This is a genomic window from Sphingorhabdus buctiana, assembly GCF_042680825.1.
Taxonomy (GTDB): domain Bacteria; phylum Pseudomonadota; class Alphaproteobacteria; order Sphingomonadales; family Sphingomonadaceae; genus Sphingorhabdus_B; species Sphingorhabdus_B buctiana.
In genome coordinates, this window is the sequence record NZ_JBHUEL010000009.1 from 55,316 (window position 1) to 68,651 (window position 13,336).

Below are 13,336 nucleotides of genomic sequence, written 5' to 3' on the forward strand. Positions count from 1 at the left end.
CATATGGTAGAAATATGAAAAAACAATGGAAAGCTTTTAAGTCCAATGTAAGACGAGCGCTTTAGGGGTTAAATGACAAATGGGATCTTGCAGGGGGAAGAGTGCAGCAAAATCGGCTTTCAGCGTCACAGATCGGCCTGATCTGCGCCATCGCCGCCTGTCCGGTGTTGATGGCTATCGTCCCATGGGATTTCGGGCCAGACATGACCCGTTCCAGATATATCGTCCGTAGTTTCTCGCTAACGCCCACGCTAATCCAATTGATCGTCATATGCATAGGGATGCAGAATGGCCTGTCGATTGCCAGCGCGTGGCGCGGGTTGCCGCAGATAACGCAGTTCGCGTTGCCGCTGCTCGCTGCGCTGTGCATGATTCCCTGGTTCATGGGCGCCGAAGATCCGGGCCGGATACCGATGGCGATTATCGTATTCCTTGTGCACATTATTTTCACGCTGTTCCTATTTGAGCTGTTGTCACGGTTCTCCGAGGCCCAGCGTGCATTTTTGGCGAAATGCATAGCAAGCGGGGTTGCGGCCTATTGCGCCGTGTGGGCGGTTTCGTTGTTCTTCTACCTGCCCAAGGATGAAGGGTGGGTGGTGCTCGTGCCCGGCGTTACCAATGTTCGCGGGCTCGGCTTTTTCGTCGTTGCAGGCTTTTTCATGGCGCTTGCTGCGCTTCCCGAAAACAAGGCCACAAGCTTTTTCAGCAAGAACTATGTGCTTCCTTTCCTGCTCGCCTTCATCGCCTGCCTGCTGGGTTTTTGGACTGGTTCGCGCGGTTCGATTTTCGCCATCGTGGTTGCGCTGGGATTGTTGATCTTGTTTGCACCCCGACATTGGAAGCCGATTTTGCTGTGTGGCGGATTGGTATTGGCGCTGACCGCGCTCGTCAGCTTGGCTCTGCCCATTCCCAATCCGGCTTACGGGATAATCCGTTTTGCACCACCCACCGGGGATGGTGCCGACGTATCCAGCGGTCGGGTGGCCATGTGGCTTGAAGCCATCCCCAAAATATTGGAGCGCCCCATATTTGGCTGGGGGTTGGACCAGTTCCAGCTGATCCAGTTCGCGAGTTTTCGTGGGTACAGGCAACCACATAATGTCGTACTGCAATCCTTGATATCGACAGGCTTCATCGGAAGTGCGTTATTGGCCGTTGCGGTACTCCCGGTAGTCAGGCGCGCGAGATTGCAGACTGGCTCGCTGGTTCGCATTTCCGCACTAGGGATGATTGCGACGATCTGTATCTTCGCGATGTATGATGCAGCGCTTTACTACAACTATCCGCTGATGATGCTGGCCGTCGCCACGGCGCTGGCGTTTGCCCCGGTCAGGCCGCAACCCGCGCGCGATAGGTCAGGTTAACCCGCTTCGAAAGAAGCAGGTAGGGCAGCCAGATCGCCACGCTGATGGAGACCTTCTTCACATTGCCCGCAAGCAATCCGCCCATCGCCTCGCCAACCTGGGTCGGGAGGCCGGGTGCACTGATCACTACATGCGCGATGCCGACTTGGGAGACGATGTCCACCCCCCACACTACGAGCAGCAGGCGCGGGAACCAGGGGACGTTGCGCAGCGCCATCATGAAGGCGATCATGTAGAGGAAGTTCATCACCACCACGTCCATCGTCATCGCTGCGAATAGCAATTGTCCCCATAAAGGCGCATGGCCGTTCATCGCGGGGACGGCGGCGAGGAATTCTAGGCTGCGCACGGGGATGTTGAGCATCATGCCGATTACCAACGATGCCATCAATCCGGTGGGGCCAAAAAGCTTGTGCTGGCGCGCGGTGAGGCAATCGACCTGGCGCCACTTGCCATAACGGGCAAGGCGGATCTGCGGTTGTTCGTAAAGCGCGCCGCGCGGGAAAAGCGAATTGCCGATCAGATAAGCCGCAACCGGGGCGCCGATCACCAATATATAGGGCAGGGCCGTTTGCGCGAAAGCGGTGCCGGTATCGACCGGGGTGGCGGCAAAAGCGATGCGCAGCGCGCTCAATGCGCCCGCTACACCGATCCAGAGCAGCAACAGCCGCCCCAAACCATGCTCCAGCGTGGCAATGGCCCAAACGCTCTTGCGGTAGAGATGTTCGCTTAACTGCTTCATCCAACCCTGCATATTGCCTTGTCCCCGCTATATTGCCCTCGGGCGGTGCAGGGACAAGGCTAAACGAACAGAGTTAACAAAAACTTGCCAGCGCTTACTTCACCGGTTCCAGCCGCGCGGCAAAGCCGCCGCCCGGGGCGAGCCAGACCTGCAACTTGTCACCCGCTTTCACCGTCTTGGCCTCATAGGCGATATTGTGCCGCGCCTCGGTCAGGTAAGTTGCATCAAGCGCATCCTTGTAAATGGTCGCGCGATAGCTTTTACCCGGTTCGAGGAAGTCGAGATCGAGATCGACCGTCCGCGCGGTCGCATCGTTGACGCCGCCGGTGTACCAATTGGCGCTGTTGCGATCCTTGCGTGCGAAAATCGCATATTCGCCCACCGCGCCTGCAATCAGCTTCGATTCCGCCCAGTCTGCTGGCACCTTGGAGATGAAGTCCAGTTCCTTGGGATATTTGGCGAGGTTTTCGATAAAGTCGGCCGCCATCTGGATCGGCGAATAGATGGCAAGGTAAAGGCCAAGCTGCTTCGCGCGGGTTGAGGCCAACGCATTGCCCGTCGGGCTGGTTAGCGAGAGCACACCCGGGGTGAAATCCATAGGCCCCGAAAGCATGCGGGTGTAGACCAAGGTCGGCTCATGCTCCGGCCCGTTCGCGAACTGGCCCCATGCATTATATTCCATGCCGCGTGCGCCTTCGCGCGCAACCCAGTTGGGATAGGTGCGGCGCAGGCCGGTATCCTTCACTGGCTCGTGCGGGTTGACCGCGACCTTATACTTGGCTGCCGTCTCGACGACCTTCAGATGGTGCTGCACCTGGCGCTGGCCGTCATGCCATTCCTTGCGCACCTCGCCGGGATTGTCGCCCGGCGCGATGATGCCGCCGGCATCGGCGACATAGCCCGTTTTGACGATGTCAACGCCAAGTTCGCCGTAAAGCTTCATCGCGTCTTCAAGCTGCGCCTCATAGACCGCGATATTGCCACCGGTTTCATGATGTCCGATCAGCTTTACGCCTTTCTTGCGCGCATAATCGGTGACTTCTTCCAGGTCGAAATCGGGCACCGCCTCGGTGAAGCTGAATTCGTCGCCATGGCCGAACCATTCGCCGTTCCAGCCCTTGTTCCAACCTTCGACGAGCACGCCGCCAAAGCCGTGCTTCGCAGCAAAATCGATATGCTCCTTGGTGCGTGCGGTGGTTGCGCCATGGTTTGGCCCTTCGGCCCAGCTCCACTTGCCGGAGATCATGCCCCACCAGATGCCAACATATTTTTGCGGTTTGAACCAGCTGACATCGCCCAGCTTGTTGGGCTCGTTGAGGTTGAGCTCAAGGTCATTCTCAACAAGGCTCGCCGCGCTATCGCCAATACGGATCGCGCGCCAGGGTGTCGCAAAGGGGGTTTCGCGGGTTACGCGCGGTCCCTTTGAGGAGGGCGATAGCGTGGTGCGAAAGGTCTGCTTCTCACCGCGCTTGAACCAGAATGCCGAATAGTCGACCAGCGCCGCTTCGTGGAAAGACAGGTGCGTGCCATCATCGAGCCGCATCGTGATCGGTGTGTGTGCAGTCGACACAGCATCGATCGGTGTCTTTTGGTAGATTTGTTCGTAGCGGTTCCACTCACCGCCCGTGATCCACCAGGCGGTGCCGGGGCTGGCGATCGAAAATTCGGTCATCTCATCGGCGATGTTCATCGTCTTGAGATTCTCCTGCTCGGGAATTTCATAACGGAAGCCGACACCGTTATCGAAAATGCGGAAACGCACATTCATCGCCCGCTTCAAATAGGTCGGCTGGCGGAAACGGACGATCAGGTCGTTATAATGGTTGCGCACGAAACGACGCTCGCCCCAGGGCTGCTCCCATTTTTCATCGACGGTCGGCTTGTTTTCCGCGCTTTCGAATTTGAAGCCGCGCACCATGTCGTAGCTGTCGGTCAGGATGAAACCCAGCTTGGAAGGCGCGATCAGCAGCTTGCCCTTGCGGCTGATGCTGTAATTGGCCCGGCCATCACCATCGAGCTCGACATTGACGGTGATTGAACCATCGGGTGAGCTGGCGGTAGCCAATGGGGCAGCTTGTACTGCGCCATGCGCAAGCAAAGCAATCACGGCTGCCTGAGCTGCTGTTTTCTGCATTCTGGGTTTCCTCTCTCCTGGCCAATTCGGTTGGCCTGTTCATTGATTGGTGCCTTTAATCGCCGGAAAGCCACTGCCGCACAACCAGGTCAGCGATGGTATACGTATGTGAAACCCCGCGCTTGGATTGCGGAATTCGTATGTCGAAAGTCGCTGCTCAATCTTCCTCTGAAAATGCCGATTTTGGAGGCTGGATTTAAGTGCAAAATTGGACCTTCAAGCCTTGATCTTTCAACAGAATCTAGCTGTAGTCGCGTAGCCCAAAATGGGCCTGTGGACAGGTAGGATTTAAATGGACAGGGGTGTACGGATTGTAATTGTCGGTGGTGGCACGGCAGGGTGGCTGTCGGCTGCATTCCTGCAAAATCAGCTCCCGCATACTTTGAACCGATCTGTCGACATTACAGTGGTGGAAGCTGAAGACATTCCCACCGTTGGCGTGGGGGAGGCCACCATTCCCTCCATTCGCCAAACGCTCGCAGCCTGCGGGATTGAGGAACATGTTTTCCTGAAGACGTGCGGTGCAACCTTCAAGCAAGGGATCGAATTCATCAACTGGCGCGACGATCCCAGAGAGAAGGGCATCAACAGCTATTTCCACCCCTTTGGTGACCAGATCACCGTGGCAGGGCAGGACGCAACCTGGCAGTGGCTGCAATTGGCGCCCGATGAACGTGTGCCTTATGCTGAACAATTTTCAGTGCAGGCAGAGATTGCCCGCAGCGGCCATTCGCCCAAAAACTTCCGCGACAAGCCCTATGATGGTGCGCTCGCTTATGCCTATCATCTCGACGCGGGGAAGCTGGCGCAGTTTTTGAAGACATTGAGCAAGGGCAGGGGTGCCCAGCACAAAGTGCAAAAGGTGGTGCAGATTGATCGCGAGGGTGAGGATATTGGCGCGATCCATCTCGACAATGGTGAACGGATAGAGGCCGATTTGTTCATCGACTGCACTGGTTTTGCCGCCAGGCTGATCAATTCGGACGAGCAGAATGATTTCAAAAGCCTGTCAGATACTTTGTTTGTCGATCGGGCGGTTGTCACCCGCGTTGAAAATGAAAGCCTCGCCGATGTGATCGGCTATACCAAATCGACCGCACAAAGTGCCGGATGGATATGGGATATTGCGCTACAGGATCGTCGCGGCGTCGGCCATGTCTACAGCTCGCGCTATATCGATGACGATGCTGCCAAAGCGGAACTGGCTGCTTATGTGAACCAGCCTGTCGATGCGCTGGAATCGCGCATGCTGAAGATGCGTATCGGCTATCATGACCAGCAATGGCGCGGCAATTGTGTCGCCATCGGGCTATCCAGCGGTTTTCTCGAGCCACTGGAATCCACTGGCATTTACCTCATCGAAATGGCCAATTGGGCGATGCTGGAATTCGTGCCGCGCTTTCTTGCCGGCGCACAGCCACAAGGCAGTTACAACCGGATATTGCACAATCATTACAACAATATCGCCGATTTCCTGAAGATGCATTATTGCCTGTCAAACCGTCGCGATACGGCATTCTGGCGTGACAATTGCGATCCCAAGACAATCCCGCAATCTTTGCAGGACAATCTCAAATCCTGGAACGCGGCTGTGCCCAGCGTCTATGATTTCAACAGCACGACGCAGTGCTTTTCGGCCACGAACTACAAGTTCGTTCTTTATGGTATGGGCTGGAAAGGGGACGGTTCTGCCGGTTCCGCACCGAACGGCCATGTCGGCCGGATGATGGAGGAACTGGCACAGCGGCGATCCAAGCTGCGCGAATTTGTGCTGCGCGATACCGTGCCTAACTTGGCCTATTTCGAGGCCCTGCAAAAACTTTGACCGGCCCGGCGTGGCGCAAGCCCCCGATAGAGCTAAGTCTTAAGCAGACAAAAAAATGGCGCCCGCAGCACGCGGACGCCATTTTGTGTTTTTGCGATCCGATCAGAATTTGAAGCGGATATTCGCTGCCATTGTACGACCCTGGATCGATCGACCGATGGTTATGGTGTTGGGCGCGCCGGCAAACAGGGACTCGCGTCCGTCATTCGCCGATTCGGTGATCCCTGCCTTGTCGAACAGGTTGTTCACGTTGAGCGAGAACTCCAGATTGTCGGTCAGGTTGACCGCGCCTGTCAGATGCACCACCGAATAACCCTTCTGGGTCAGGGTGTTGGCATCATTGGCAAAGCTGCTGCCGGTGCCGATCCAGCTTGCCGAGACGCGGAACTGGTCAAAGTCGAGGCTGGGCGTTACGGCCCAGATCAGCTTTGCCTGACGCTGCGGCCGGTTTCCAACCAATGCGGCGTTGACGACACCTGCCGAATTGCGGGCATCGGTGATTTCCGCATCGGTATAGGTGGCTGTTGCGTAGAGATTGAAGACACCGCTCTTGTAATAGGCTTCAAGCTCAAGGCCCTTGGCGTCATATTTCCGGATCTGGCCGGTCGGCGGAGTGATGGTGATGTTCGATTCCTCGGTCTTCGACAGGAACAAGGTTCCGTAGAGATCGAGATTTCCTGCACCAAGCGCCAGATCCTGCGCCTTGAAGCCGATTTCATACTGCTTCACCGTGTCGACATAAGCACCTTCGGCACCAGCCAACAATGCGCCGCTCGCGTTGCGCACGCCGAAATCGAGCGCACGGTCGAAGTTGAACGATGCGCCGCTCGATGCACGACCAAAGACCGAGAAATTGTCGTTGATCAGATAGTTTGCACCCAGTGACCAGGCGAAGTTATCAGCCTTCAAATCGGCGCGTGCATCCACAGTGCCGCGGTTCAGCGAGACGGTTGCTTCGGTACCGGTGATCACGCCGTCGCCATTCACATCGAACGGACCACCCGATGCAGAGGTACGGATACCGTTCTGGCTCATGCTGTCGTAACGGACGCTGGCATCGACGCTGAGGTCACCCGTTTTCAATGCAAGTGCGGCGAATGGCGAGCTGACCTGCGCTTCCAGATCATAGTTGCGGTTTGAACCGTCCCAACCAAAGGCCTGGTTGACGCCTGCAATGCCGTTGATCGAGCCCGGCGTAGCAATCAATGCTGCGTCATTTTCCGTGGTCGTGACGAGGCGGGTCCAATGCCAGTCTTGCTTGAAATTCTGGTTCATGAAGAAGTGGCCAACAGCCACATCCAATGTCGATTCACCACCGATTTCAAACGATTTGGACAAGCGGATGTCATTCGCGAAATTGCTCAAATCATCCAGATTGACGTCGAAGACAGCAACTTCGGACGCAAGGCCGTTGGGCAGGTTTCCAGCGGTAACTGCCTGACCGGCAAGCGGGCCATTATAGTAGGTCGAACCCGCAAGCGATGCGGCATTCAATGCGCCATAAGTGAAGAAGCCCAGAAACTCGCCAGAGATATCCTGATAGCGGGTTTTCGACGAAAGATTGAGACCACCGCCTAGATCGAAATTGGTTTCGACGCCGATGGACTTCACCTTGTGGTTCAGGCCGTCTGCAACGTCATAAGGCTCCAGCTGGTTGCGACCATTCACCGCAAGGCCATTGCGGGTCAGGTTGCTGTAGAGGCTATGATTGGCGGCATCGAAATTGCCCAAACGGGTGCCAACCACGCCGCTGGTTGCATTGCCGCTGCGCGACACCAGTTGCGGGAAATAGGCCTGTTCCTTTTTGTCGATCACCTTTCCGGTGAAGCGCACATAACCCGATTCAAATTCCTTGGTCAGGCTCAAACGGATCTGGCCACCCGAAACCGGGTTGTAACCGGAATCGCGATAATCGCCACCTTGCTGGAAATGGCCGCCGAGGTGGAAATAGAGATCATCGGCCAGGTTGGCGCCATATTCGGCATCAACGCGATAGTCCTTGTGATCGACGCCCAAGCCGAGCGCGATCGAACCGCCGCCGTCTTTGCCGGTCTTGCCAATCAGGTTGATGATGCCGCCGGGGCCGTTGGTGGTCAGCGTCGAAGCCGTGCCACCGCGAACCGATTCCACACGAGCGAGCGTCGCATCGGATTTGTAGAAACCGTCAGCAGGGGCGAAAAGGTGGTCACCGAACAACAGGATCGGAAGGCCGTCTTCCTGCATCGACAGGAACTTTGCGCCACCGGTCGAGATCGGAATACCGCGAACGTTGATGTTGGAGTTGCCGCCGCCCGAAGAGCTTTCCGAACGAATGCCGGGCAATTGGCGGAATACTTCTGCGAGGTTTGTCGGATTGCTGTCGGCAATTGCGTCTGCGCCCAATGACGAAACCGAGATTGAGGTATCGATCTTGTTCTGGCCGGCGGAGGAAATGACACCGGTCACGATGATTTCATCTACCGCCGCTTCTTCTTCCGAGGTCGCAGCCCCGTCCTGCGCCATGGCAGGGGTGGCCAAAGCCAAACCCAGCGTCGCTGCAGATGCAAATGTTCTTAGATATGCTTTGCGCATAACACCTCCCAGTAACAATCCTATCCATTCGCCGCAGACTTTTCACCTACGATCGCAGCCCGTCGATACATCAATAACAATCGATTGCAATAGAAAAATGCAATCGATTGTATTAAGCGTTTCCCGTGCAAAAATTCTTACGATTCATCTTGCAATCTTATGGATTTATCCGCCAATGAAGCAAACCAACAGGAAAATGCGAACGCGATGGTCAAGGTCCGCACTATCAAAGACATTGCCGAGCTTGCTGGTGTATCCACCGGCACAGTGTCGCGTGCGCTTGCCGGTTCGGAACTGATCAGCAAAAAAACCCGCGCCAAAATCCAGGCGCTGGCCGACGAGCATGGCTTCCGCCCCAATGTCCTTGCGCGCAATTTGCGTATCCAAAAGACCGGGGCAATCGGCGTTCTCATCCCTCTGGGCCACGAAAAGGGCCAGCATATTTCGGATCCCTTTTTCATCACCATGCTCGGCCTGCTCGCCGACCGGTTGACCGAAAAAGGCTACGACCTGCTGTTGTCGCGCGTAATCCCGACCGACGGAAGCTGGCTCGAACGTTTTGTCGACTCCGGACGTGTCGATGGTCTGATTGTCATCGGTCAGTCAGACCAAGTTGAAACACTCGACAAGGTTGCGGCGCGCTATCGCCCACTGGTCGTCTGGGGTGGTTATACCGAGGGGCAGGTGCATTGCTCGGTCGGCTCTGATAACCGCAAGGGCGGCTACATTGCGGCGAAGCACCTGATTGAACGGGGCTGCAACCGGTTGGCATTTTTTGGTGATCCCAAGGCGCTCGAAATCGGGCAGCGTCTTGAAGGGTGCCGGCAGGCAATGGTCGAGGCGGGATTATCCGAAAAACTCTCGGTCTTACCCGCCCATCTGGTGGCAGAGGCAGCACATCCGGACATCGCTAATTATCTGGGTTCGGTCGGCGAACGTCCGCAAGGCATTGTCGCTGCATCGGACGTCATCGCGATGAGCGCGCTGCGTGCGCTGGCCGAATTTGGCCTTGCTGTTCCGGGTGATGTCCATGTCATCGGATATGATGGCCTCGCAATTGGCGAACAGACTGTGCCGCGCCTCTCAACCGTCAGCCAGGATCTGACGCAGGGCGCACATCACCTTGTCGATATGCTACTGCGCCGGATTGCCGGGGAAGATACGCAGTCGGTGGTGATGGAGCCCGAACTGATCGTCAGGATGTCGAGCTGAGCGCGACGGCCAGTGCGCCGAGCAGCCCTGATTTGTCACCAAGGCCCGGGGCGCAGATTACATCTTCAGCTTTTCCCGCGAAATAATTGGCCGCCGCATCACTCGCTATTTTTCGCACCTTATCGAGCAATCCGGGCGTACCCGTTACGCCGCCACCAAGGACGATACGTTCGGGCTCCATGACCGCCTGGAAAGTCACCATAGCTTGCGCCAGATACCAGGCGATAATCCCTATGCCGGGATGATCGGGCCCAAGTTCGGAAAGCGACTGCCCCCAGCGTGCAATGATGGCCGGGCCGCTGGCCAGCCCTTCAAGGCAATCGCCATGGAAGGGGCAGGCGCCCGCAAAATCAAGATCATCGGGGTGGCGCGGCATCCGGATATGCCCCATTTCGGGGTGCGACAATCCGTGAAGCAGGTGGCCATTACTGACGAAACCTCCACCAATGCCGGTGCCGATGGTGAGGTAGAGCAGCGATTTGTGCCCGGCACCAGCGCCCCATTGCGCCTCTGCCAAGGCAGCGGCATTGACATCGGTCTCGATTGCAACAGGGCAGCCGAAGGCCCGCTGGAATGGGCCAACCAGATCGGTGTTCGACCAATGCGGCTTTGGTGTTCGGGTAACATGGCCCCAGTCGGAGGCAGACCTGTCGAGTTGCAGTGGGCCGAAGGAGCCGATGCCAATCGCGGACATTTCGACATTTTGGGACCGGAACCAGTCAATCGACGCGCCGATTGTTTCTTCAGGTGTTGTTGTCGCTATCCGATGGCTGGCGGTAATGATGCGGTCTTCATTGGCGATACCCAGAACGAACTTGGTTCCGCCTGCCTCGATCAATCCATAGCTTGGCATGGTCAGACTTGGTCTACCCAAGCGCGAGTGCCGTCAAGCGCAATCCGGAATCGCGGAGCGGGAACTCCACCGAAATGTGCACGGCGCCAGGCCGGATCATCTACAACCGGCTGGTTGCCTACGCCGACCAAATCGACAAATCCGGCGACCTGCAGATCGTCCATCACCCACCAGCTATAATGCTGGAACTGTTCGGCATCGGGGTTTGCCGCGACAAGGCCTGTGCCGTTTACCGGTTCATATGGCCCGAACAGGCTGGGTGCGACCATCGCATAGAGCCCATTGGGTCCATTGGGTGCCGATGGCTCGAAAACCTTGCGCTGCGTCGACCAGAAAAGATAATAGAGGCCATCGCGGACGACGATATGCGGTCGTTCCTGTTCGTTGTTCAGGCCATCGGCCGAAACCAGCGGTGGCAGAAGCTGCCATCCGTTCAACTCTTCGCCCTGCGCTTCGGCAATACCGATGCACCCATTCCAAGCGCTTTGCGATCCAGCTAGCGATCCTGTGAACAATAGATAATCGCGACCGCTCGCCGGGTCGCGGAAGAAGGCCGGATCGCGAAATCCCTTGATAAAGCCTGGAATGCCCTCTTTCTGGTCGACAATCATATAGTCCCGACCGTCCGCCGCGACCGATTCCTCGGGCGCCGACCAGTTGGTGATGCGTGCCTTGCCATCTGCAAATGCGAGTTTGCCACTGGTCTGGAAAAGCCGTTGCGCATAGGTGGTTTCGGTTTCGCCGGGGTAACCCGCAACGGTGTAGAATAGCGTGACCATTTCGCCGTCTGCGTCGACGATGGCTGACCCCGCCCATTCGCGGCTGCCCGGGTTCAATCCATCAGGAAGCGCGTTGCCGCAATCGACCCATTGCCCATCTTTTTCGGCAACAAGGCGGATGCGCGCCATGCCGTGTCGCAGGTCAGGATCGGGAATGGCGGGTGAGGAGAGGATGAACCAGATCGTCCAGCCCTGATAACTGGCGGTGTGGCCATCGGCCTGTTGCAGCGGCCACATGTCCCACAGATAAAGCCCCTCAAATAGCTTTGGCGGAGTGGTGCTGGATGCCTGCGGAATGGTTTGCGCGCGGAAATCACCGATCGCCGCCACATGCTCCGGGCGCCAATGCGATGTTGAAACGCTGGTTAAAGAAACTTGCAACTATCCACTCCCGGTAACTCCACCGGCCCATAACCGGCGATATCGCAAATTACAACAATCGATTGCATAAATTCAAAAGTCAGGGCTTTCCAAGGAATAAACCCTTTGTCGGATCTATTGGCTGAAATGCCGCCTTTAACCCACGGCGGGTTGCGCCCGGCCTTCCTTGATCCGGTAAACCGCAATCGCGGCCAGCAGCATGCAGATGCCCGATACCATCAGGACGTTGCGCGCATCGCCGCCGAGTAGCGGTTCATAGGCAAAGGTCATCGTTCCGGCAAAGATCAGCATGGGAACGCAGATGAACATGTTGAAAATGCCCATATAGACGCCGGTGCGCTCAGGCGGGATAGTATCGGCAAGGATGATATAGGGGTTGCCCATGATGCTGCCCCATCCAAGCCCGATGCCAATTGCTGCGACAAACAGCAGCGACTTGTCCCCGATTTGCGGCATGGCGAGCATGGCTATCCCCGCCAGCATCAGGCACATCGCGTGCAGCCGGCCGGCGCCAACCTTGCGCGCGATTGGCGCCATGGCGAGTGCCGAGACAAAGGCGATGAGGTTGAAGAATGCGCCGACCTGTCCGATGGTCAGCACGGCTTCGCGATAGGCTGCAGTGCTGGCGTCAGCGGTGCCATAGACCGACCGTGAGATCGAATTGGTGACATAGCCCCAATAGCCCGACATCGCATACCATTGGAACAGGCTCATCACCGCCATGGCACGCATCGCATTTGGCATGTCACGCATCGCATCCCAGATTTCACGCAGCGTCGCGCCAATCGTTTTGGGCATCGCGCCGATACGTTCTTTTTCCACTTCGGACAGCGGCAGTTCGGGCACGCGCAGGATCGACCAGAGGATGGTGCCAATCGAAAGCGCCGCGCCGATCCAGAAGGAAACCAGAGTGAAGGTCGGGATATTGCCAGCGGATGTAGCGTCGCGGCTCAACCCGAACAGGAACACGAGGATGGTTGGGCTTAAATAAGCCAGGCATTGGGCGAGGCCGGTAAAAGCGCTTTGGCTCAGGAAACCGAAACTGCGCTGATTGGCGTTGAGCCGGTCATTCACATAGGCGCGATATGGTTCCATCGTAACATTGTTGCCGACATCAAGCAGGAAGAGCAGCGAGAAGGCCATCAGGATGCTTGCCGAAAGCGGCATGAAGAACAGCCCGATGCAGCACATGATCGCGCCGATCAGAAAATAGGGGGTGCGCCGACCCCAACGCGAACTGGTGCGGTCGCTCATCGATCCGATGATTGGCTGGACGATCAGGCCCGTCAGCGGCCCGGCGATTCCCAGCCATGCAAAATTGGCTTCTTCTGCACCGAGATAACCCCAGATGGGGGACATGTTGGCCTGTTGCAGGCCAAAGCTGAATTGCAGCCCGAGGAACCCGAGGTTCATCTGCAGGATTTGCGAAACCGACAGGTGCGGTTTGGGCATGGTCGTCACGGCTTGTTCTCCCT

Annotated in this window: 9 protein-coding genes; 3 read left to right on the forward strand and 6 right to left on the reverse strand. The window is 57.0% G+C overall.

The genetic code is table 11. The annotated features are described in order from the left end of the window. The first annotated feature begins 101 nt into the window (after window positions 1-101). Entirely contained in the window at window positions 102-1,364 is a 1,263-nt protein-coding gene (locus ACFSAG_RS10080) for an O-antigen ligase family protein (RefSeq protein WP_381514256.1), read from the forward strand. Here the strand turns inward: ACFSAG_RS10080 and ACFSAG_RS10085 are convergent. Both ACFSAG_RS10085 and ACFSAG_RS10090 read right to left on the reverse strand, forming a co-directional pair. After that, entirely contained in the window at window positions 1,330-2,106 is a 777-nt protein-coding gene (locus ACFSAG_RS10085; protein WP_381514259.1) for a DUF2569 domain-containing protein, read from the reverse strand. The genes ACFSAG_RS10080 and ACFSAG_RS10085 overlap by 35 nt on opposite strands. Window positions 2,107-2,200: 94 nt before the next feature. Beyond that, on the reverse strand, window positions 2,201-4,240 hold the full coding sequence (locus ACFSAG_RS10090; protein ID WP_381514261.1) for a glycoside hydrolase family 97 protein: 2,040 nt from the start codon (window positions 4,238-4,240) through the stop codon (window positions 2,201-2,203). A gap of 292 nt (window positions 4,241-4,532) precedes the next feature. Here ACFSAG_RS10090 and ACFSAG_RS10095 point away from each other — a divergent pair, with 292 nt between their 5' ends. Next, window positions 4,533-6,065, forward strand: a complete 1,533-nt coding sequence (locus ACFSAG_RS10095; protein WP_381514264.1) for a tryptophan halogenase family protein — start codon at window positions 4,533-4,535, stop codon at window positions 6,063-6,065. 102 nt (window positions 6,066-6,167) lie between these two features. On the opposite strand, the gene ACFSAG_RS10100 is transcribed toward ACFSAG_RS10095, so the two are convergent. Continuing rightward, window positions 6,168-8,636 (reverse strand): TonB-dependent siderophore receptor, encoded by a 2,469-nt coding sequence (locus ACFSAG_RS10100; RefSeq protein WP_381514267.1) that lies wholly within the window; start codon window positions 8,634-8,636, stop codon window positions 6,168-6,170. 159 nt (window positions 8,637-8,795) lie between these two features. Here ACFSAG_RS10100 and ACFSAG_RS10105 point away from each other — a divergent pair, with 159 nt between their 5' ends. Further along, window positions 8,796-9,848 carry a LacI family DNA-binding transcriptional regulator gene (locus ACFSAG_RS10105; RefSeq protein WP_381514270.1) on the forward strand — a complete coding sequence of 351 codons (1,053 nt, stop codon included), beginning with the start codon at window positions 8,796-8,798 and terminating at the stop codon, window positions 9,846-9,848. Here the strand turns inward: ACFSAG_RS10105 and ACFSAG_RS10110 are convergent. From ACFSAG_RS10110 to ACFSAG_RS10120, 3 genes are all read right to left on the reverse strand, one after another. After that, entirely contained in the window at window positions 9,832-10,701 is an 870-nt protein-coding gene (locus ACFSAG_RS10110; RefSeq protein WP_381514273.1) for an ROK family protein, read from the reverse strand. The genes ACFSAG_RS10105 and ACFSAG_RS10110 overlap by 17 nt on opposite strands. Before the next feature lie 2 nt (window positions 10,702-10,703). Continuing rightward, window positions 10,704-11,861 carry a glycoside hydrolase family 68 protein gene (locus ACFSAG_RS10115; protein ID WP_381514276.1) on the reverse strand — a complete coding sequence of 386 codons (1,158 nt, stop codon included), beginning with the start codon at window positions 11,859-11,861 and terminating at the stop codon, window positions 10,704-10,706. Between the two features lie 135 nt (window positions 11,862-11,996). Next, window positions 11,997-13,313, reverse strand: coding sequence for an MFS transporter (locus tag ACFSAG_RS10120; protein ID WP_381514520.1), 1,317 nt, complete (start codon window positions 13,311-13,313; stop codon window positions 11,997-11,999). Window positions 13,314-13,336: the final 23 nt, after the last annotated feature.

Excerpts from the sequence above, each read along its gene's own strand:
- ACFSAG_RS10100 (WP_381514267.1), bottom strand. The coding sequence starts at position 8,636 with ATGCGCAAAGCATATCTAAGAACATTTGCATCTGCAGCGACGCTGGGT.
- ACFSAG_RS10110 (WP_381514273.1), bottom strand. The coding sequence starts at position 10,701 with ATGCCAAGCTATGGATTGATCGAGGCAGGCGGAACCAAGTTCGTTCTG.
- ACFSAG_RS10105 (WP_381514270.1), top strand. The coding sequence starts at position 8,796 with ATGGATTTATCCGCCAATGAAGCAAACCAACAGGAAAATGCGAACGCG.
- ACFSAG_RS10090 (WP_381514261.1), bottom strand. The coding sequence starts at position 4,240 with ATGCAGAAAACAGCAGCTCAGGCAGCCGTGATTGCTTTGCTTGCGCAT.
- ACFSAG_RS10120 (WP_381514520.1), bottom strand. The coding sequence starts at position 13,313 with ATGCCCAAACCGCACCTGTCGGTTTCGCAAATCCTGCAGATGAACCTC.
- ACFSAG_RS10095 (WP_381514264.1), top strand. The coding sequence starts at position 4,533 with ATGGACAGGGGTGTACGGATTGTAATTGTCGGTGGTGGCACGGCAGGG.
- ACFSAG_RS10085 (WP_381514259.1), bottom strand. The coding sequence starts at position 2,106 with ATGAAGCAGTTAAGCGAACATCTCTACCGCAAGAGCGTTTGGGCCATT.